Source organism: Pseudomonas sp. FP198, from assembly GCF_030687895.1.
Classification (GTDB): Bacteria; Pseudomonadota; Gammaproteobacteria; order Pseudomonadales; family Pseudomonadaceae; genus Aquipseudomonas.
The window spans coordinates 86,169-107,208 of record NZ_CP117452.1 but is presented as its reverse complement, the minus strand read 5'-3'; the positions used below and the strand labels follow the sequence as shown (position 1 = coordinate 107,208).

At 61.1% G+C, this 21,040-nt stretch carries 19 protein-coding genes; 16 read left to right on the top strand and 3 right to left on the bottom strand.

The window, feature by feature from the left end:
* Positions 1-21 precede the first annotated feature (21 nt).
* The 4 genes from prlC (at position 22) to PSH78_RS00480 (ending at position 6,775) form a co-directional block, all read left to right on the top strand.
* A complete protein-coding gene (prlC, locus tag PSH78_RS00495) occupies positions 22-2,073 on the top strand; it encodes an oligopeptidase A (protein WP_305497846.1) in 2,052 nt (683 codons plus the stop codon).
* On the top strand, positions 2,070-2,348 hold the full coding sequence (locus tag PSH78_RS00490; protein WP_018600854.1) for a YheV family putative zinc ribbon protein: 279 nt from the start codon (positions 2,070-2,072) through the stop codon (positions 2,346-2,348). The genes prlC and PSH78_RS00490 overlap by 4 nt, the downstream gene beginning before the upstream one ends.
* A 117-nt stretch (positions 2,349-2,465) precedes the next feature.
* Entirely contained in the window at positions 2,466-4,478 is a 2,013-nt protein-coding gene (locus PSH78_RS00485; RefSeq protein ID WP_305497844.1) for a M3 family metallopeptidase, read from the top strand.
* Positions 4,479-4,762: 284 nt separating this feature from the next.
* Positions 4,763-6,775: a M3 family metallopeptidase gene (locus tag PSH78_RS00480; protein WP_305501423.1), complete on the top strand. Its 2,013-nt coding sequence runs from the start codon at positions 4,763-4,765 to the stop codon at positions 6,773-6,775.
* Here PSH78_RS00480 and PSH78_RS00475 read toward each other — a convergent pair.
* Positions 6,751-7,431, bottom strand: coding sequence for a tyrosine-protein phosphatase (locus PSH78_RS00475; protein WP_305497842.1), 681 nt, complete (start codon positions 7,429-7,431; stop codon positions 6,751-6,753). The genes PSH78_RS00480 and PSH78_RS00475 overlap by 25 nt on opposite strands.
* 183 nt (positions 7,432-7,614) lie before the next feature.
* Here PSH78_RS00475 and PSH78_RS00470 point away from each other — a divergent pair, with 183 nt between their 5' ends.
* The 3 genes from PSH78_RS00470 to PSH78_RS00460 all read left to right on the top strand — a co-directional run bounded on the left by PSH78_RS00470 (position 7,615) and on the right by PSH78_RS00460 (position 11,222).
* Positions 7,615-8,673 carry a PA0069 family radical SAM protein gene (locus PSH78_RS00470; RefSeq protein ID WP_305497840.1) on the top strand — a complete coding sequence of 353 codons (1,059 nt, stop codon included), beginning with the start codon at positions 7,615-7,617 and terminating at the stop codon, positions 8,671-8,673.
* Positions 8,674-8,870: 197 nt separating this feature from the next.
* Positions 8,871-9,602 (top strand): carbonic anhydrase, encoded by a 732-nt coding sequence (locus tag PSH78_RS00465; protein WP_305497838.1) that lies wholly within the window; start codon positions 8,871-8,873, stop codon positions 9,600-9,602.
* A 90-nt stretch (positions 9,603-9,692) separates the two neighbouring features.
* Positions 9,693-11,222 carry a SulP family inorganic anion transporter gene (locus tag PSH78_RS00460; protein WP_305497835.1) on the top strand — a complete coding sequence of 510 codons (1,530 nt, stop codon included), beginning with the start codon at positions 9,693-9,695 and terminating at the stop codon, positions 11,220-11,222.
* A 156-nt stretch (positions 11,223-11,378) separates the two neighbouring features.
* Here PSH78_RS00460 and PSH78_RS00455 read toward each other — a convergent pair whose 3' ends face one another.
* A complete protein-coding gene (locus PSH78_RS00455) occupies positions 11,379-12,029 on the bottom strand; it encodes a hypothetical protein (RefSeq protein ID WP_305497833.1) in 651 nt (216 codons plus the stop codon).
* 374 nt (positions 12,030-12,403) lie between these two features.
* Here PSH78_RS00455 and coxB point away from each other — a divergent pair, with 374 nt between their 5' ends.
* The 4 genes from coxB to PSH78_RS00435 all read left to right on the top strand — a co-directional run bounded on the left by coxB (position 12,404) and on the right by PSH78_RS00435 (position 16,791).
* A complete protein-coding gene (coxB, locus tag PSH78_RS00450) occupies positions 12,404-13,531 on the top strand; it encodes a cytochrome c oxidase subunit II (RefSeq protein WP_305497831.1) in 1,128 nt (375 codons plus the stop codon).
* A gap of 82 nt (positions 13,532-13,613) precedes the next feature.
* The gene (gene ctaD, locus PSH78_RS00445) at positions 13,614-15,206 is read left to right on the top strand and encodes a cytochrome c oxidase subunit I (protein ID WP_305497829.1); all 1,593 of its coding nucleotides are present in this window, start codon (positions 13,614-13,616) and stop codon (positions 15,204-15,206) included.
* A gap of 121 nt (positions 15,207-15,327) precedes the next feature.
* On the top strand, positions 15,328-15,879 hold the full coding sequence (locus PSH78_RS00440; RefSeq protein WP_305497827.1) for a cytochrome c oxidase assembly protein: 552 nt from the start codon (positions 15,328-15,330) through the stop codon (positions 15,877-15,879).
* A 24-nt stretch (positions 15,880-15,903) separates the two neighbouring features.
* Positions 15,904-16,791, top strand: a complete 888-nt coding sequence (locus PSH78_RS00435) for a cytochrome c oxidase subunit 3 (protein WP_305497825.1) — start codon at positions 15,904-15,906, stop codon at positions 16,789-16,791.
* Positions 16,792-16,814: 23 nt separating this feature from the next.
* Here PSH78_RS00435 and PSH78_RS00430 read toward each other — a convergent pair whose 3' ends face one another.
* Positions 16,815-17,018: a twin transmembrane helix small protein gene (locus PSH78_RS00430; protein WP_305497823.1), complete on the bottom strand. Its 204-nt coding sequence runs from the start codon at positions 17,016-17,018 to the stop codon at positions 16,815-16,817.
* A gap of 70 nt (positions 17,019-17,088) precedes the next feature.
* Here PSH78_RS00430 and PSH78_RS00425 point away from each other — a divergent pair, with 70 nt between their 5' ends.
* From PSH78_RS00425 to PSH78_RS00405, 5 genes are read left to right on the top strand one after another with little or no spacing between them, the layout of a single operon-like run.
* Positions 17,089-17,826, top strand: a complete 738-nt coding sequence (locus PSH78_RS00425; RefSeq protein WP_305497821.1) for an SURF1 family protein — start codon at positions 17,089-17,091, stop codon at positions 17,824-17,826.
* On the top strand, positions 17,792-18,385 hold the full coding sequence (locus PSH78_RS00420) for a hypothetical protein (RefSeq protein ID WP_305497819.1): 594 nt from the start codon (positions 17,792-17,794) through the stop codon (positions 18,383-18,385). The genes PSH78_RS00425 and PSH78_RS00420 overlap by 35 nt, the downstream gene beginning before the upstream one ends.
* Before the next feature lie 10 nt (positions 18,386-18,395).
* Positions 18,396-19,475 (top strand): heme A synthase, encoded by a 1,080-nt coding sequence (locus PSH78_RS00415; RefSeq protein WP_305497817.1) that lies wholly within the window; start codon positions 18,396-18,398, stop codon positions 19,473-19,475.
* Positions 19,463-20,362, top strand: coding sequence for a heme o synthase (gene cyoE, locus PSH78_RS00410; protein ID WP_305497816.1), 900 nt, complete (start codon positions 19,463-19,465; stop codon positions 20,360-20,362). Before PSH78_RS00415 ends, cyoE begins: the two co-directional genes overlap by 13 nt.
* Positions 20,359-20,994, top strand: a complete 636-nt coding sequence (locus PSH78_RS00405) for an SCO family protein (RefSeq protein WP_305497815.1) — start codon at positions 20,359-20,361, stop codon at positions 20,992-20,994. Before cyoE ends, PSH78_RS00405 begins: the two co-directional genes overlap by 4 nt.
* Positions 20,995-21,040: the final 46 nt, after the last annotated feature.

The window sequence follows — 21,040 nt, the reverse complement described above, 5'->3', positions numbered from 1 at the left end:
CTTCCAGCCAAGGTGCCAACCGTGAGCGTGAACAACCCTCTTTTGCAGCCCTACGACCTGCCGCCATTCTCGGCGATCCGTGCCGAGCACGTGCAACCGGCCATCGAGCAGATCCTGGCTGACAACCGTGCCGCCATCGCCGAGATCCTCAAGACACAAGTCAAACAGCCCACCTGGGCCGGCCTGGTATTGGCAATGGATGAGCTCAATGATCGTCTGGCCGCGGCCTGGAGCCCGGTGAGCCATTTGAACGCGGTGCGCAACAGCCCCGAGTTGCGCGAGGCCTACGAGGCTTGCCTGCCGGCGCTGAGTGCCTATTCCACCGAGCTGGGCCAGAACCGCGAACTGTTCCAGGCGTTCGAAGCCCTGGCGAACAGCCCCGAGGCCGCCGGTTTCGACGTGGCCCAGAAAACCATCCTGGAACATTCTCTGCGCGATTTCCGCCTGTCGGGCATCGATCTGCCGCCCGAGCAGCAGAAGCGCTACGCCGAAGTGCAAAGCAAACTGTCCGAACTCGGCAGCCGCTTTTCCAACCAGTTGCTCGACGCGACCCAGGCCTGGACCAAGCATGTCACCTCTGAGGCCGCCCTCGCCGGCCTGACCGACTCGGCCAAGGCGCAAATGGCCGCCGCGGCCCAGGCCAAAGGCCTCGACGGTTGGCTGATCAACCTGGAGTTTCCCAGCTACTACGCGGTGATGACCTACGCCGAAGACCGCGCCCTGCGCGAAGAAGTCTACGCCGCCTACTGCACCCGCGCCTCGGACCAGGGCCCGAACGCCGGTCAGAACGATAACGGCCCGGTGATGGAGCAGATCCTCGACCTGCGCCAGGAACTGGCCCAGTTGCTGGGTTTCGCCAACTTCGCCGAATTGAGCCTGGCAACCAAGATGGCTGAATCCAGCGATCAGGTGCTCAGCTTCCTGCGCGACCTGGCCAAGCGCAGCAAACCGTTCGCCGCCCAGGATCTGGAACAATTGAAAGCGTTCGCCGCCGAACAGGGCTGCCCCGACCTGCAAAGCTGGGACAGCGGCTTCTACGGCGAAAAACTCCGCCAGCAACGTTACAGCGTCGCCCAGGAAGCCCTGCGCGCCTACTTCCCGATCGACAAGGTGCTGGGCGGCCTGTTCGCCATCGTGCAACGCCTCTACGGCATCGAGATCGCTGAACTGAAGGGTTTCGACGCCTGGCATCCGGACGTGCGCCTGTTCGAGATCAAGGAACACGGCCAGCACGTCGGGCGCTTCTTTTTCGATCTGTACGCCCGTCCCAACAAGCGTGGCGGCGCCTGGATGGACGGCGCCCGTGATCGTCGCCGTACCCTTGATGGCGTACTGCAGAGCCCGGTCGCCAACCTGGTGTGCAACTTCACCCCGGCCGACAGCGGCAAGCCGGCGTTGCTGACCCACGATGAAGTGACCACGCTGTTCCACGAGTTCGGCCACGGCCTGCATCACCTGTTGACCCGCGTCGATCATGCCGGCGTGTCGGGCATCAACGGCGTGGCCTGGGACGCCGTGGAGCTGCCGAGCCAGTTCATGGAAAACTGGTGCTGGGAGCCTGAAGGCCTGGCGCTGATTTCCGGTCACTACGAAACCGCTGAGCCATTGCCCCAGGACCTGCTGGAAAAAATGCTCGCGGCGAAGAACTTCCAGTCCGGCCTGATGATGGTCCGCCAGTTGGAATTCTCGCTGTTCGACTTCGAACTGCACGCCACCCACGGCGATGGCCGCAGCGTGCTGCAAGTGCTCGAAGGCGTACGCGACGAGGTGTCGGTGATGCGTCCGCCGGCCTACAACCGCTTCCCCAACAGCTTTGCGCATATCTTCGCCGGCGGTTACGCCGCGGGTTACTACAGCTACAAGTGGGCGGAAGTGCTGTCGGCCGATGCGTTCTCCAAATTCGAAGAAGATGGCGTGCTCAACGCCGACACCGGTCGCGCCTTTCGCGAGGCGATCCTGGCGCGCGGCGGCTCCCAGGAGCCGATGGTGCTGTTCGTCGACTTCCGTGGCCGCGAGCCTTCGATTGACGCACTCTTGCGCCACAGCGGCCTGAGCGAGGACGCGGCAGCATGAGTGAGGGGCCTGTGATTACCAAACGACGCTTCATCGCCGGGGCAGTCTGCCCGGCGTGCAGTGAGCCGGACAAGTTGATGATGTGGAATGAAGACGGCGTGCCCCATCGCGAGTGCGTGGCTTGTGGTTATTCCGACACGCTCAATGAACAAGGCCTGTCAGTGCCCAAGGAATTGGGCACCCGGGTCAATACGTCCGCTTTGAAAGCGCCGGACGCCAAGGTCCAGGCGGTGCAGTTCTTTCCCAACCCCAAGTTGAAGAAAAAAACCGACTGAAATCTTCGGCATTACCTTCCGGGCCGCCCGGCCCGGAAGCGATACATATATACCGCAGGGTGCCCTGCCTTCCTCTTCAGACTGGTCCGACACGTCCAGACTGAAAGGAAGCTTTCCATGCCAAACGCTGATAACCCGCTACTGCAGGACTACGACCTGCCGCCCTTTTCGCGCGTCCAGGCCGAACACTTCTCCCCGGCCCTCGACCAGATAATCGCCGAAAGCCGCGTCAAGGTCGCTGAGATCATTACCAGCCAGACGATCCTCCCAACCTGGGACGACCTCGTCGTGGCGATGGATGAAGTTCACAGCCGGCTGGAGGGTTTTCGCTATGTGCTACACCGCCTGACCTTGACCCGGACAGGCGAAACCTGGCAGCAGGCATTGCTCGATTGCGGGCCGCGATTGCGCGACTTTCGAGTCGGACTGCACCAAAACGCCGAGCTCTTCCAGCTCTACCAGCGCTTGGCGAACAGCGAGATAGCCAGGAATTTCGAACGGGCGCGCACAAGAGTCCTGGAAAAAATCCTGCGGCAGTTTCGTGAAAACTTGCCGGAGAACACGGGGGGTGACTTGAACCTGATAAAGGTTCGCATTCGAAAAGCTGAAGATACTTTTCTGGACCTGCTGTACAAGGCCAATAAAGGCTGGAGCGTAGCCATTGACGATGAAGCCCAGCTCAGCGGCTTGCCGGCGGCATTCAAACAGCGCATGGCCAATCAGGCAGGCGAGGCTGGGCTCACGGGATGGCTACTAACCCTTGACCGAGAGTCACATCGCATCGTCACGCACTATGCCGATTATCGCTTTTTGCGCAAGGTGACCGACATGGCCTACAGCACGCGCGCTTCTGATCAAGGACCGCATCCCGTCCGATTCGACAATGGCCCCGTCCTCAAGCAACTGCTGGACGACCGGCACGAATATGCAAAACTGTTGGGCTACACGGATTTCGCTCAATTGGCGGTCGCGTCGGAGCAGGCCGAGTCCACCGAACAGGTCCTGGCTTTCCTGGACACCCAACTCCAGTCGCAGCAGAGCACCTTCAACCTGGAAGCCGAGCAACTCAAGGCTTTTGCCAGGAAACAAGGTTTAGGCGAGCCCGAACCTTGGGATTACCGGTACCTGGCGGAGAAACTCCGTCGGCAGGCGGCAGGCATCTCGCAGGAAGAATTGAGTGCCTGGTTTCCATTGGAGGCGGTCTTTTCCAAGCTGCTGGTGATGGCGTCAGATCTATTCGCAGTGAACTTCATCGAACGTGAGGATGTGGGCACCTGGGCTCCTGACGTGCGTCTTTTTGAAGTCTCTGAGGGCGGAACGCCCATTGGTTATATCTATTTCGATCTGTTCGAGCCTGCTAACGGGGTGGGCTTTCCTCATACCACGACCATTCGCGATCGGCTGATGACCGCCGAAGGCCGGCCCCGAAATCCCATCGCCGTCCTGCATGGCTCGTTGCCGCGGGGAACAGACGAGAACCCGACGTTGCTCGACCATCAGCAGCTGCGCATTCTGTTCCATGAGTTCGGCCAATGCCTGCATCAGGTCTTGAGCCAGGCAGCCTATCGTGATGTCTCGGGCATCAACTCGGCATCCCGCGATACAGCCGAATTCGCCGGGTGTCTGCTGGAAAAATGGTGCTTTTCCAAGGAATGCCTGATCCGCGTATCGGCGCATCATCAAACCGGAGCAGCACTGCCGGACGAGATGGCCGATCATTTCATTAGGCTCATCACCACCCAGGTCAGTTGGCAAACCGCCACCGAACTGCGCAACGCACTGCTCGATTTCGAGTTGCACCGCACCCACGCTGATGGGCGCAGCGCTCAGCAGGTATTCGAGCAGATTAGCGAAAAGGTCAGCCATTTGCCTGTGGTAGCCAATGCTCGCCTGGCCAATGGGCTGGACTACATGGCGGCGGGCTATGCCGCAACACTGTACGCCGACCCGTGGTCCAACGCCCTGGCCGAGAGCGTGTTCCAGAGGTTCCAGCGCGACGGATTGTTCGACGCGCAGACCGGCAAGGCGCTTCGCGAATACATATTCGGGACGGGCGACTCGCGGCCGTTGTCCGAATCCATAGCCGCCTTCCTCCGCGCTACCGATCAGCGTGGAGGAGGCAAAGTCTGAGGATCGAGCTGACGCGCCGTAATCGTTGAATTGACCCAACTTTTCAACGAGCACAGCGCAAAGACGCTGATACGGCAATCGCCATCTCTCAGAGCCATCCGGAGTCTCTCGACATCGGCTTGCATCGCAGTTCGTCCCCAACCCGAAGCTGAAGAAAAAACCGACTGAAACCTTCTGCATTACCTTCCGGGCCGCCCGGCCCGGAAGCGATACATATATACCGCAGGGTGCCCTGCCTTCCTCTTCAGACTGGTCCAACACCCCGAACTGAAAGGAAGTTACCCATGCCAAGCGTTGACAACCCGCTATTGCAACCCTACGACCTGCCGCCTTTTTCGCGCATCCAGGCCGAACACTTTTCCCCGGCCCTCGACCAGATACTCATCGAAAGCCGGACCAGTCTCACCGAGATCATTGCCAGCCAGACACCCTTCCCAACCTGGGACGACCTCGTCGTGGCGATGGATGAAATTCACAGCCGGGTGGAGGGTTTTCGCTATGTGCTACACCGCCTGACCTCGACCCGGACAGGCGACGCCTGGGAGCAAGCATCGCTCGATTGCGAGTCACGATTGCATGAATTTCAGAACGGACTGAAACAGAACGCCGAATTGTTTCAGCTCTACCAACGCCTGGCGAACAGCGACATTGCCAAGAACTTCGAACCGGCGCGCATAAGAGTCCTGGAAAAAATCCTGCGGCAGTTTCGTGAAAACTTGCCGGAGACCGCTGGGGGGGACTTGAACCTGCTGCAGGTGCGCATTGAAAACGCTGAAGGTCTTTTCCGGGAACAGCTGCACATGGCCAATAAAGCCTGGGATATCCTCGTTGACGATGAGGCCCAGCTCAGCGGTTTGCCGGCGGCGTTCAAACAACACATGGCCAGCCAGGCTCGCACAGTCGAGCGCACGGGATGGCTGCTGCCCCTCGATGAAGAGTCGCATCGCATCATCATCCGCTATGCCGACAACCGCTCGTTGCGCCAGCAAATCAACGTTGCCTATGAAACACGAGCTTCTGATCAAGGCCCGCATGCCGGCCAGTTCGACAATGGAAACGTCCTCAAGCAACTGCTGGACGACCGGCACGAGTATGCAAAATTATTGGGCTACACGAATTTCGCTCAATTGGCGGTCGCGTCGGAGCAGGCCGAGTCCACCGAACAGGTCCTGGCTTTCCTGGACAACCAACTCCAGTCGCAGCAGAGCACCTTCAACCTGGAAGCCGAGCAACTCAAGGCTTTTGCCAGGAAACAAGGTTTAGGCGAGCCCGAACCTTGGGATTACCGGTACCTGGCGGAGAAACTCCGTCGGCAGGCGGCAGGCATCTCGCAGGAAGAATTGAGTGCCTGGTTTCCATTGGAGGCGGTCTTTTCCAAGCTGCTGGTGATGGCGTCAGATCTATTCGCAGTGAACTTCATCGAACGTGAGGATGTGGGCACCTGGGCTCCTGACGTACGTCTTTTTGAAGTCTCGGAGGGCGGAACGAGCATTGGCTATATCTATTTCGATCCGTTCGAAGTTGCGGGCCAGGAGGGCTTCCCGCAGACCACGACCATTCGCGACCGTCTGATGACCGCCGAAGGCCGGCCCCGAAATCCCATCGCCGTCCTGCATGGCTGGCTGCCGCGGGGAACAGCCGAGAACCCGACGTTGCTCGACCATCTGCAGCTACGCATTCTTGTCCATGAATTCGGCCATTGCCTGCATCAAGTCTTGAGCCAGGCAGCCTATCGTGGTGTCTCGGGCATCACCTCGGCATCTCGCGATGCCACCGAATTCGCCGGATGCCTGTTCGAAAAATGGTGCTTCGCCAAGGAGTTTTTGATCCGTATATCGGCGCATCATCAAACCGGAGCAACACTGCCTGACGAGATGGCCGATCAGTTCATAAGGCTCATCAGCACCCAGGCCAGTTGGGAAACCGCCAAGAATTTGCGCAACGCGCTGTTGGATTTCGAGTTGCACCGCACCCACGCTGATGGGCGCAGCGTCCAGCAAGTATTCCAGCAGGTCAGCGAAAAGTTCAGCCATTTTCCAGTAGTCGCCAATGCACGCCTGGCCAATGGGCTGGACCATATGGTGACGGGCTATGCCGCAACACTGTACGCCTATCCGTGGTCCATCGCCCTGGCCGAGACCGTGTTTCAGAGGTTCCAGCGCAACGGATTGTTCGACGCGAAGACCGGCAAGGCGCTTCGCGATCACATATTCGGGCCGGGCGACTCGCGGCCGTTGTCCGCATCCATCACCGCGTTTCTCAGCGCGACCAATCAGCGTGAAGGAGCCAATACCTGAGGATCGAGGTGACGCGCCGTGGTCGTTGAATTGACCCAACCTTTCAACGAGCACAGCGCAAACACGCTGGTACTGCAATCGCCGTCTCTCAAGGCTACACGGAGCTTCTCGAGATCGGCCTGCATCATGTAGCGAACCCCGTCCTTGAAGTGGTGGCTGTCGCCGAAACCGCCTTCGGTCATCTCCTCCAGGGCGTCTTCCTTGCTCCAGCCCTGCACAACCACCCGGTACATGGCGGCCATCAAGCCGGTACGGTCCGAGCCGTGTTTGCAATGCATGAGCACCGGCCCCTTGGCCTGGCCGTCCTGGATGGCGCGCAGGGCCCTGAGGACATCAGTGTCGTCGACGTGATTGGTGCGATAGGGCAACTGAACCTGCTTGATGCCGGGTGCGGACAACCAGTTCGCGTCCGAATCAGGCAGAAAATTGATGATTGTGCCGATATCGAGTTTCGCCAGCAGAGGCAGGGCACCGCCGTCCGGCAAGGAACTGCGATAGAGCGTTGGCGACATCTGGTAGAGGTCGTAGCGCTTTTCCACGGGCTGGGCCCATTCGCCGGGCCTGGCCTCGGCGTCGGTGGCGGCCTGGGCGGCGGAATCGACCAGCGCGGCGAACAAGACCAGGCACAGCAGGGAACGCAAACAGAGCTTGAGCATGAGGAGCAACCGGCGGCCAAGGATTGGGAAGTCGTCAGTTTCGGTTCGCCTCGGTTAAAAGCCCGTGAGCAAGACGTCAAAGCGCCGTGAACCAGGGCCTGCTTTTCCTGAACTGCCAAACGGCACTGGCTTGAATCGACGGCAGCGAATACTGTATGCGCATACAGTTTTCGGAGTATTCCCATGTCCGTCTCACTTCCGCCTCGTGGCCGCGGCACCGCCACCAACCCGCACAACCGCTTCGCGCCGAGCCGTTCGGTGGCCGAGGACGATGGCTGGTACCAGGAAGTGCCGCCGACCCAGGGCACCGAGGTGCGCATCGAAACGGCCAAGACCATCATCACTCGAAACACCTCCACGGATATCCCTTTCGATCGGTCGATCAATCCTTATCGAGGCTGCGAACACGGCTGCATCTACTGCTATGCGCGACCCAGCCATGCCTACTGGGACATGTCGCCCGGGCTGGATTTCGAAACCAAGCTGATCGCCAAGACCAACGCCGCCGATGTGCTGGAGGAGCAGCTGTCGCGGCGTGGCTATCAATGCGCGCCGATTGCCCTGGGTTCCAATACCGATCCCTACCAGCCGATCGAACGCGAACAGCGCATCACCCGGCGGATTCTCGAAGTGTTGCTGCGATACCGGCACCCGGTGACGATTGTCACCAAGGGCTCGTTGATCCTGCGCGACCTCGACCTGCTGACCGAACTGGCGGAGCAACGGCTGGTACATGTGATGATCAGCCTCACCACGCTGGACGACGAACTCAAGCGCATCCTCGAACCCCGCGCGGCGGCGCCGAAGGCCCGGTTGCGGGCGATAAAGGTCATGCGCGAGGCGGGCATCAACGTCGGCGTGCTGTGCGCGCCGATGATCCCGATGATCAACGACAGCGAGATTGAAAGCCTGCTGACCGAAGCCCACGCTGCCGGTGCGCAGAACGCCGCCTACGTCATGTTGCGCCTGCCGCTGGAAGTGGCGCCGCTGTTCGAGGAGTGGTTGCAAGCGCACTACCCGCAGCGCGCCGCCCATGTGCTGAGCCTGGTGCGCCAGAGCCGCGGCGGCGAACTGTATGACAGCCGGTTTGGCGTGCGGATGCGCGGCGAAGGCCCGTTCGCCGACCTGCTGGCCCAGCGCTTCGCCAAGACGCTCAAGCGTTTGGGCCTGAACCGACGAGATGGTTACAATCTTGACTGCGATGCCTTCTGTCCGCCGGGCCGACAGATGTCGTTGATTTGATTAAAGTTGAGCTGGGAACGGGCACTGGACATGATCTGCGCCAGTGTTTCGCCACCCCTGGAATCGTTGTCCTAGAGCCTTCGATTCAGTTTGAGTTAAGTTTCGGCCGCTACCTTGTTCAGCGAGTGACTGACGGGTCGAACACGTCGACCTGGATATTTTTTAACCAGCCACTGGCGTCTTAAAGAGGATGAATCATGAGTGACAAGGATAAACAGCCGTTGGCTGCGTCGGCTTCAGCCCAACCCGAGGCGGAAACCGCCGATGCAGCGCTGCAGCACATTGTTGACGGCTTTTTGCATTTCCATCACGAGATCTTTCCCCAACAGGAAGAACTCTTCAAGAAACTCGCCACCGCCCAGAAACCCCGGGCGATGTTCATCACCTGCGCAGATTCGCGCATCGTGCCCGAGCTGATCACCCATAGCTCCCCAGGCGACCTGTTCGTGACCCGTAACGTTGGCAACGTCGTGCCGCCTTATGGGCAAATGAACGGCGGCGTCTCCACCGCCATCGAATACGCCGTGCTGGCCCTGGGTGTGCAACACATCATCGTTTGCGGCCATTCCGATTGCGGCGCCATGCGTGCGGTGCTCAACCCCGACACCCTGGAAAAAATGCCGACGGTCAAGGCCTGGCTGCGCCACGCCGAAGTCGCCAAGACCATGGTCCACGACAACTGCCCGTGCGGTGACGAAAAGCAGACCATGCCCGTCCTCACCGAAGAGAACGTGATTGCGCAGTTGCAGCATTTGCGAACACACCCTTCGGTGGCCTCTCGCATGGCCAGCGGCCAATTGTTCATCCATGGCTGGGTGTACAACATCGAGACCAGCGAGATCAAAGCCTTTGACGCGGACCAGGGTTGTTTCCTGCCGCTCGATGGCAGCCATCCGATACCGGTGGCGACGCCCAAAGCGCGCTTCTAACCGCTCCTAAACATCCTTGTGTGGTCGAGCCTCCCGCCATTTGCGCGGGCGGGCCTCGCCATGCCTGAAGAAAATTTCGGGAGAGTCGCCATGCGCGCTGCTCAATTAAAAGCTGTTCTGCCACGGGAGCTCCTGGCTTCGGTGGTTGTATTCCTGGTGGCGCTGCCCTTGTGCATGGGCATTGCCATTGCCTCGGGCCTGCCACCAGCGAAGGGGCTGATCACCGGTATCGTCGGTGGTCTGATCGTGGGCTTCCTGGCTGGCTCCAAGCTGCAAGTCAGCGGCCCAGCGGCCGGTTTGGCGGTGCTGGTCTTCGAACTGGTGCGCCAGCATGGCGTAGCAATGCTCGGGCCGATCCTTTTGCTGGCCGGGCTGCTGCAACTGCTGGCCGGGCGTTTTCGCCTCGGTTGCTGGTTCAGGGTCACCGCGCCTGCCGTGGTGTACGGCATGCTGGCCGGTATCGGTGTGCTGATCATCTTGTCCCAGGTCCATGTGATGCTTGACGCGGCGCCCAAGCCTTCCGGGCTGGATAACCTGGCGGCGTTCCCGGCGGCAGTGGCCCAGGCTTTACCTTCGTTCGGCTGGCAGGCCGGTTTGCTCGGCCTGTCGACGATCGCGGTGATGTGGCTGTGGGAAAAGTTTCGCCCCCATAGCCTGCGCTTCGTTCCTGGCGCCCTGCTCGGCGTGGGCCTGGCAACGGTTGCCAGCCTGCTGCTGGCGTTGCAGGTCAAGCGCGTGGAGGTCCCGGAAAACATGGCCGAAGCCATCGACTGGCTGCGCCCGGCGGATTTGCTGAACCTGGCCGACCCCTCCGTGTTGATCGCCGCGTTCGCGGTCGCTTTCATCGCCAGTGCGGAAACCTTGCTCTCGGCGGCTGCCGTCGATCGCATGCACAGCGGCGAGCGGGCGGATTTCGATCGGGAACTGTCCGCCCAAGGTGTCGGTAACATGCTCTGTGGCCTGCTCGGTGCCTTGCCGATGACCGGCGTGATCGTGCGCAGTTCGGCGAACGTCCAGGCCGGGGCGACCACACGGATGTCGACCATCTTCCACGGTTTGTGGTTGCTGCTCTTCGTGCTGCTGCTGTCCAGCGTGCTGCAAAGCATCCCGGTAGCGAGCCTGGCGGGTGTGCTGGTCTACACCGGTTTCAAACTGGTGGATATCAAGGCCTTCCGTGGCCTGGGCCGTTATGGCCGGATGCCGATGTTCACCTACGCCGCGACGGCGCTGGCGATCATCTTCACCGACCTGCTGACCGGCGTGCTGATCGGTTTCGGCCTGACCCTGGTGAAGCTGGCGTGGAAAGCCTCGCGCCTGAAGATCAGCCTGATCGACTTGCCCCAGGACGGCGAGATGGAACTGCGCCTGGTGGGTGCGGCGACCTTCCTCAAGGTTCCAGCCCTGACCCAGGTGCTGAACACCATTCCCGAAGGCGCAACGGTGCATGTGCCGCTCAACAACCTGAGCTATATCGACCATTCCTGCCTGGAATTGCTCGAAGAATGGAGCCGGGCGAATGCCAGCAAGGGTTCGAAGTTGTTGATCGAATCGCGCGGGCTCAAGCGCCGGTTGGAAGGGCGCTTGCGCACGACCGTGGGGGTTGGCGCAACGGCCAGTTGACCCTGCTTCAGCGGCGCTCACGATGAGCAGCACAGACCCCATGTGGGAGCGAGCCTGCTCGCGAATTGCGGTGTTTCAGTCGACATAGATGTTGAATGATCAACCGCTTCGCGAGCAGGCTCGCTCCCACAAGGGTTTTGGGTTTTTCCAGAAGGATCAAGCAGCCGGCTGATCCAGCTCCAGGCCCACGCCCAAGCGGCGGGACATGCACGGCCAGCGCTTCCAGGCCGCGCCGGTTTCCGGGCTGCTGAGCTTCTCGCGGTAGGTTTCTACCGACTCCAGTGCAAACGTCTCGTCGTTGAGCATCTCGTCGAACGCGTGATGCACCACCTCATCGAGTTGGTTGGCAAATTCCTCACCGATCAGCTGATGGGCAATCAGATTGGCAACCGTCATGTCCAGGGGGATCAGCGGCTGGCCGAAATGCTTGATGTACAGGTCGTTGACCTCCTCCACAAAGCGGTGCGCCAGATAGGCTTCGTCGAGCAGGCTGTTGAGCCCGACATGCCCGGCCATGATCGTCGGCGGCTGGAGGAAATACTGCTCGGCAATTTTCAGTACGGGCTTGATCTGCGACTCGATACCCGCCTCCCTGGCGACGTCATTGGCGGCATCCAGCAGGTCAGGCACTTCGTTGATATAGGCTGCGACAAACCGCGCCAGAACGTCGTTGGCGTTCGCGTCCGGGAGCTGAATGGCGGGGTGCAGCGTCGGTAACTGGGTCGTCAACTGACGACTCAACAGGCCGGTCTCGGCCTCGTGCTGTTGGGCTTTTTGGATCTGCTCGCGCAATGCGGCGGTGTTCATGACAACTCCAGGAAACAACAGGCAATGAAATAGGAATGACATAACTTAGCTGGCGCATAAAAACTCCTAAGACCTATTTTTCATAACTGCTTCATCCTTGATACGTCGCCGTTATATCGGTTTGCCATCACTCTGCTGCGCATCCTTCTCCATTCGTGGGCCCTGGCGCAAGTCCCAGCTGTTTCAAACGATTTACGCCGTCGCGTTGCGAGGTTGCGGGTGCTGTCTATACTCGGTTTGGAATGGAGTTAGCCGATGACACCCGATTGCATGTGCAGCAAGGCGCGGCGAGTCAAGTAAGCAGTCTGGAATGCCGATCCCTTGCCGCAGGCGTTACGCCTACGGGATAACAAGAACGATAAGGGGAACCCGCAATGACGCGACATCCACACGTATGGATGGGCCTCCTGTTGTGGTCGATTTTCAGCCAGGCGCAAGCGGCCTGGACTGTGAATATGGCGCCTGGAGCGACACAGATCAGCAACGCAGTGTTCGACCTGCACATGACCATCTTCTGGATCTGCGTGGTCATCGGCATCATCGTCTTCGGCGCCATGTTCTGGTCGATGATGATGCACCGCCGCTCGACCGGCCAGAACGCCGCCCACTTCCACGAGAACACTCGCGTGGAAATCCTCTGGACCATCGTGCCCTTCCTGATCCTGGTGGCCATGGCGGTTCCCGCCACCGCCACGCTGATCAAGATGTACGACTCCAGCGAGTCGGAGATCGATGTCCAGGTCACCGGCTACCAATGGAAGTGGCACTACAAATACCTGGGCCAGGACGTCGAGTTCTTCAGCAACCTGGCCACACCTGCCGAACAGATCCACAACCAGAGCACCAAGGGCGAGCACTACCTGCTTGAAGTCGACAAGCCGCTGGTGCTGCCGGTCGATGCCAAGGTGCGCTTCCTGGTGACCTCCGCCGACGTGATCCACTCGTGGTGGGTGCCGGCCTTCGCCGTCAAGCGCGACGCCATTCCGGGGTTCGTCAATGAAGCCTGGACCCGCGTCGACAAGCCCGGCATTTATCGCGGCCAGTGCGCCGAGCTGTGCGGCAAGGACCATGGTTTCATGCCGATCGTGGTCGAGGTCAAGAGCAAGCCCGACTACGAAAAATGGCTGGGCGAACGCAAGGCCGAAGCCGCGCAGCTCAAAGAGCTGACCAGCAAGGAATGGACCCTGGAAGAACTCAAGGAACGTGGCGACAAGGTCTACCACACCACTTGCGTAGCCTGTCACCAGGCCGAAGGCCAGGGCCTGCCGCCGATGTTCCCGGCGCTCAAGGGCTCGAAAATCGCCACGGGGCCGATCAAGGATCACCTGAACATCGTCTTCCACGGCAAGCCCGGCACCTCCATGGCCGCGTTCGGCAAACAGCTGTCGGAAGTCGATATCGCCGCGGTCGTGACCTATGAGCGTAACGCCTGGGGCAACAACAAGGGCGACATGGTCACCCCTAAAGAAGTGCTGGAACTCAAGCAGGCGGAAAGCCAATGAGCCGCCCTGACGTGTGTTCCCGCAACCGGTCGGGGCTCGTTGCCCCGCGCCGACCAGCCCATTCGTTCGAAGGAGACAGGACATGAGTGCTGTGATCGATGACCACGGTCATGCCGGCGCCGACCACGCCCACGGCCCCGCCAAGGGCCTGATGCGCTGGGTACTGACCACCAACCACAAGGACATCGGCACGCTGTACCTGTGGTTCGCGTTCTCCATGTTCCTGCTGGGCGGCTCGTTCGCCATGGTGATCCGCGCCGAGCTGTTCCAGCCCGGCCTGCAGATCGTGCAGCCGGAATTTTTCAACCAGATGACCACCATGCATGGCCTGGTGATGGTCTTCGGCGCGGTGATGCCGGCCTTCGTCGGCCTCGCCAACTGGATGGTCCCGCTGATGATCGGCGCGCCGGACATGGCCCTGCCGCGGATGAACAACTTCAGTTTCTGGCTGTTGCCGGCGGCGTTCCTGATGCTGGTCTCCACCCTGTTCACACCGGGCGGCGGGCCTAACTTCGGCTGGACCTTCTACGCGCCGCTGTCCACCACCTATGCGCCGGAAAGCGTGACGTTCTTCATCTTTGCCATCCACCTGATGGGCATCAGCTCGATCATGGGCGCGATCAACGTGGTCGCCACCATCCTCAACCTGCGCGCCCCCGGCATGACGCTGATGAAGATGCCGCTGTTCGTCTGGACCTGGCTGATCACCGCTTTCCTGCTGATTGCGGTGATGCCGGTGCTGGCCGGCTGCGTGACGATGATGCTGATGGACATCCACTTCGGCACCAGCTTCTTCAACGCCGCCGGTGGCGGTGACCCGGTACTGTTCCAGCATGTGTTCTGGTTCTTCGGCCACCCCGAGGTGTACATCATGATCCTGCCGGCCTTCGGTGCCGTCAGCTCGATCATCCCGGCATTCTCGCGCAAGCCGCTGTTCGGCTACACCTCGATGGTCTACGCGACGGCGGCGATTGCCTTCCTCTCGTTCATCGTCTGGGCGCACCACATGTTCGTGGTCGGCATCCCGCTGGTGGGCGAGCTGTTCTTCATGTACGCCACCCTGCTGATCGCCGTGCCCACCGGGGTGAAGGTGTTCAACTGGGCGAGCACCATGTGGCAAGGCTCGCTGACCTTCGAGACACCGATGCTGTTTGCCGTCGCGTTCGTGATCCTGTTTTCCATCGGCGGTTTCTCCGGGCTGATGCTGGCCATCGCGCCGGCGGACTTCCAGTACCAGGACACCTACTTCGTGGTCGCGCATTTCCATTACGTGCTGGTGCCGGGTGCGATCTTCGGGATTTTCGCCTCGGCCTACTACTGGCTGCCGAAATGGACCGGGCACATGTACGACGAGACCCTCGGCAAACTGCACTTCTGGCTCTCGTTCATCGGGATGAACATGGCGTTCTTCCCGATGCACTTCGTCGGCCTGGCGGGCATGCCTCGGCGGATTCCCGACTACAACCTGCAGTTCGCCGATTTCAACATGGTCTCCTCCATCGGCGCGTTCATGTTCGGCACCACGCAGATCTTCTTCCTGTTCATCGTGATCAAGACCATCCGTGGCGGCGAACCGGCGCCGGCCAAGCCGTGGGATGGCGCCGAAGGGCTGGAATGGAGCGTACCGTCGCCGGCGCCGTATCACACCTTCACCACGCCGCCGGAAGTGAAATAGATGACACCGAGGGCCAATGTGGGAGCGAGCTTGCTCGCGATAGCGGTGTGTCTGACACACCGAGTAGCTGCCATCGCGAGCAAGCTCGCTCCCACAGGGTCATGTGTGAGGGCTCTAAGCCATGGCTGACTCGATCTCGCTGAAAAAACTGGTCACCCGCCTGTTGCTGGTGGTGGTGGCCATGTTTGCCTTCGGGTTTGCCCTGGTGCCGATCTACGACGTGATGTGCAAGGCGTTCGGCATCAACGGCAAAACCGCCGGGCAGTACACGGGCGAGCAAACCGTTGATGAGTCGCGGCAGGTCCGGGTGCAGTTCTTGTCGACCAACTCGGTGGACATGGTCTGGGACTTCTACCCCAAGGGCGATCAATTGGTGGTCAAGCCGGGAGCGGTCAACGAGATGGTGTTCATCGCCCATAACCCCACCGATCGGCCGATGAGCGCCCAAGCGGTGCCGAGCATTTCGCCGAGCAACGCCGCTGCATATTTCCACAAGACCGAATGTTTCTGTTTTACCCAGCAAGTGCTGCAACCCGGCGAACGCATCGAAATGCCCATGCGCTTCATCGTCGACCGGGACATGCCCAAGGAAGTGAAGCACCTGACGCTGTCCTACACGCTGTTCGATATCACCGCTCGTCATCCACCGGTGGCTGTAAACACTGACCGATAGCGTGCCCGATAAGGAGAACAATAAATGGCAACTCATGAGCACTATTACGTTCCGGCCCAGAGCAAATGGCCGATCATCGCCACGGTCGGGATGTTCGTCACGGTGTATGGCCTGGCGACCTGGTTCAACGACCTGAAAGCGGCGCGTCCGGATTCCCACGGTCCGCTGATCTTTTTCGTTGGCGGCCTGCTGCTGGCCTACATGCTGTTCGGCTGGTTTGGCGCGGTCATCAAGGAAAGCCGCGCCGGGTTGTACAGCGCGCAGCTCGATCGCTCGTTCCGCTGGGGCATGAGCTGGTTCATTTTTTCCGAAGTGATGTTCTTCGTCGCCTTCTTCGGCGCGCTGTTCTACGTGCGCGTGGTGTCGGCGCCCGGCCTGGCCGGCGAAGGCAGCAAGGGCCTGTCGGAAATGCTCTGGCCGAATTTCGAATACGTCTGGCCGTTGCTGAACAACCCCGATCCGAAACTCTTTCCGGCGCCCAAGGACGTCATCAGCCCGTGGGGCTTGCCGCTGCTCAACACCATCCTGCTGGTCAGCTCCAGCGTCACCGTCACCATCGCCCACCATGCCCTGAAGAAAGGTCATCGCGGCGCGCTGAAAATCTGGCTGGCGATCACCGTGCTGCTGGGTTGCGCCTTCCTGGGTTTCCAGGCCGAGGAATACATCCACGCCTACAAGGAACTGGGCCTGACCCTGGGTTCGGGGATCTACGGCGCGACGTTCTTCATGCTCACCGGCTTCCACGGCGCCCACGTCACCATCGGCACGATCATCCTGTTCGTGATGCTGATGCGCATCATGCGTGGGCATTTCGACAACGAGCATCAGTTCGGCTTCGAGGCCGCGAGCTGGTATTGGCACTTCGTCGATGTGGTGTGGATCGGCTTGTTCTTCTTCGTCTACATACTCTGAGGCAACCGTTACCAGGGCGGCTCTTACCAAGGAGCATGCGACACCAACTGGCCGCTGAAAAAGCCCCAGGCGATCAAGCCGACGGTGACGACGGCCAGGCTGACGCGAATCGCCAGGGCGATGACCAGGCGATTGGAATTGCTGTCGTCCTTGACCAGAAAAAACAAGCCGCTGAACAGGCTGGCAATCGTGGCGATCAGCATCAGGACGATGGCTGCTTTTAGCATCAGGAACACTCCGGGGGAACGCGATGCACGTGAGTATAGCTATCCCGTTCTACAGCTTTCGGGCGGCGCCATGAAAGGCTTCCGGCCGGGCCTCGTACCGTCGCTGGTGGTGGCCGTGCTGGTGCCGGTGATGGTGTGCCTGGGGTTCTGGCAATTGAGCCGGGGCGAGCAGAAACGCCTGCTCATGGACACCTACGCCGAGCGCCGCGTGGCCAAGCCGATGGACAGCGTGGAGCTTTCGCAAACAGCGGATCCGGCCTTTCGTCTCGTCAGCCTGCACGGCCAGTTCGACGCCGAACACAGCCTCCTGCTGGATAACCGCCAGCACGACGGCAAGGTCGGCGTCGAACTGCTGCAACCGTTCCTCGACCACGCCAGCGGGCTGTGGTTGCTGGTCAATCGAGGCTGGCTGCCCTGGCCTGATCGCCGTACTCCGCCAGTCTTCAATACGCCCGAGCAACCTGTCGACCTGCAAGCCTGGGTCTACGTCGCGCCCGGCGTCACGTTCCAGCTCCACGCCGACCCGGCCAGCGCACCGTGGCCGCGGCTGGTCACCGCTATCGAACCGCAGAAGCTCTGGGCCGAACTGGGTCGCGGCGGCTTCGCCTACGAATTGAGACAACAAAGCGGCCCTGGCGCCTACCGGACCGATTGGGCGGTGGTTGCCATGGGCCCGGAAAAACACCTCGGTTATGCCGTGCAGTGGTTCGCCATGGCGGCGGCGCTGTTCGGCCTTTTCCTTTATCTCGGATGGCACAACGCAGGGAGACACCATGGGAAGCACCATGAATCCAACCAACACGTCTGACGTGCCCGATGCACGCCGCCGTCGCAAGGGGCGCGTGCAATTGCTGCTGATTGTGCTGGGCGTGGTCGGGCCGATGATCCTCGCCACCGGCATGTACAAGTTCCAGTTCTGGGTCCCGGACAGTCGCAGCTATCACGGCGAGTTGATCGGCAACGGCCAGTCCCGCGCGGACATCGGCGTGCAGGCCGACGAGCAGCGCTGGCAGATCCTGGTAACGGCGCCGCAGGAGTGTTCGGTGGATTGCCGGCAACTGGTGTACCTGGCGCGACAGGTGCAGATCGGCCTGGGTCGCGAGGCTGGCCGCGCCAGCCATGCCCTGGCAATAGCGCAACCGCTGGAGGCGGAATACGACGCCCAGCTGCAGCGCGAGTATCCACAGCTGCAACGTTATCCACTGGACCTGCCGGCCTATCAGAAAGGCGCCCAGGGCTCTGGTGGCGCCCAGCTGTGGATCATCGACCCCCACAGCAACCTGGTGCTGCGCTACGACGCTCGGGTCAAGGGCAAGGACCTGCTCAATGACCTGCGCCACCTGCTGAAACTGTCGAACATCGGATGAGGACATCGACATGGCCAAGCCTGGATTTCGCCTCGCGCTGTTTGCCACGTTGCTGGCATTGATTGTCGTACTGTTGGGCGCCTACACCCGCCTGACTCACGCCGGCCTCGGTTGCCCCGATTGGCCCGGTTGCTACGGTTTCATCAGCGTGCCCAAGGGCGAAGCCCAACTGGCCCATGCCGAGTTGCATTTTCCCGACACCCCGGTGGAAGCCCATAAAGGCTGGAACGAAATGGTCCATCGCTATTTCGCCGGTGCGTTGGCACTGATGATTGCCGCGCTGGCCGCCCGCGCCTGGACCAACCGTCGCCACCCCGGCCTGCCATTAAAACTGCCGCTGTTCCTGCTGGTGGTGGTGTTCGCCCAAGCGGCGTTCGGCATGTGGACCGTCACGCTCAAGCTCTGGCCGCAGGTGGTCACCGGGCATTTGCTGGGCGGGTTCGCGACGTTGAGCCTGCTGTTTTTGCTCACGTTGAGATTGTCCGGCGTGTTGCCGGCGCTGACCGTGCCCAAGCGCCTGCAACACTGGGCGACCGCCGGGCTACTGCTGGTGATCGGCCAGATCGCCCTAGGCGGTTGGGTCAGCTCCAACTACGCCGCGGTGGCGTGTATCGACTTTCCGACCTGCCACGGCCAATGGATGCCGCCCGCCGATTTCGCCAATGGTTTCCACCTGACCCAGCACATCGGTCCGAATTACCTGGGCGGGCAGCTCGACAGCGACGCCCGCACCGCCATCCATGTGACCCACCGCATCGGCGCCTTGCTGGTGACCGTGGTACTGCTGGGGCTGGCCTGGCAGCTCAAGACCGTGGGCATGACCCGACTGGCGGGACTGGTCCTTATCGCGTTGGCCGCGCAGATTAGCCTGGGTATAAGCAACGTCGTGTTTCACCTGCCGCTGCCGGTGGCGGTGGCCCACAACGCTGGGGGCGCCGCGCTGTTGCTGAGCCTGGTGCTGGTCAACTATCACGCCCGGACCAGCCTGGTCCGGGTACGGCATCAGGTCCCGCTGCGCTGGCGCTTCAATCCGCCTGAACACGGCGTCGGCCCCATCACGATCAAAGGAGAGATGCCATGGCAACCCTGACCGGTACACGCCACAGCCAGGCGATCTGGCGCGATTACCTGGAGCTGACCAAACCCAAGGTGGTGGTGTTGATGCTGATCACCTCGCTGGTCGGCATGTTTCTCGCGACCCGCGCCGGCGTGCCCTGGACGGTGCTGGTGTTCGGCAACCTGGGAATTGCGTTGTGCGCCGGTGGCGCGGCGGCGGTCAACCATGTGGTGGATCGGCGTATCGACGCGGTGATGGCGCGCACCCACAAGCGGCCATTGGCCGAGGGCCGGGTCTCGCCGGCCGCCGCGCTGACGTTCGCCCTGGCACTGGCGCTGGCCGGCCAGGCGATGCTACTGGTCTTCACCAACCCGCTGACCGCCTGGCTGACCCTGGCCTCGCTGCTCGGCTACGCGGTGATCTACACCGGGTTTCTCAAACGCGCGACGCCACAGAACATCGTCATCGGCGGCCTCGCCGGCGCAGCGCCACCGCTGCTGGGCTGGGTCGCGGCCACCGGTCACGTCAGCGCCGAACCGTTGCTGCTGGTGTTGATCATCTTCGCCTGGACCCCACCGCATTTCTGGGCCCTGGCGATCCATCGCAAGGAGGAATACGCCAAGGCTGATATCCCGATGCTGCCGGTGACCCACGGCGAGCACTACACCAAGATTCATATCCTGCTGTACACCCTGGTGCTGCTGGCGGTCAGCCTGATGCCGTTCGTGATCCAGATGAGCGGGTTGCTGTACCTGGCGTGCGCGCTTGTACTGGGCGCCAGGTTCCTGCAATGGGCCGTGGTGCTGTACCGTGGCAGTCGGCCGCACGCGGCGATCAACACGTTCAAGTACTCTATCTGGTACTTGTTCCTGCTGTTCATCGCCCTGCTTGTAGATCACTACTTACTGTTGAGCCTATGACCCGAACCCAGAAAACCGTCTTCATCCTCGTGGCCGTGATCGCACTGATCCTCGGCCTGACCATCAATAAAGTGCTGTCCGGCAAAGGCCAGGGCGACCCGACCGCACTGATTGACGCCGGCATCATCCTGCTGCCGCAAAGCCGCACCCTGCCGGACGTGAAAATGACCGACCAGGACGGCCAACCCGTAACGATCAATGAGCTGAAAGACAAGTGGAGCCTGCTGTTCTTCGGCTACACCTTCTGCCCGGACATCTGCCCGACCACCCTCGCCCAGCTGCGCCAGATCAAGAGCGAGCTGCCGCCCGAGGCGGTGGCCAAGTTGCAGATCGTGCTGGTGAGCGTCGACCCGAACCGCGACACGCCCAAGCAACTCAAGCAGTACCTGGGTTACTTCGACCCACAGTTCATCGGCCTGACCGCCGCCTCGGTGCAAGACCTGCAAAAACTCGCCAATGCGGTGAGCATCCCGTTCATCCCGGCGGACACCAGCAAGCCCAACTACACCGTCGACCACAGCGGCAACCTCGCCGTGATCGGCCCGGACGGCACCCAACGCGGGTTTATCCGTGCGCCGTTGAATAATCAGAAGTTGGTGGCGCAGTTGCCGGAGATGCTCAAGCGTAAGTAAGGCCAAGGCGAGGGCTCCTGCTCCCTCCATCCAGCGGGGAATACAG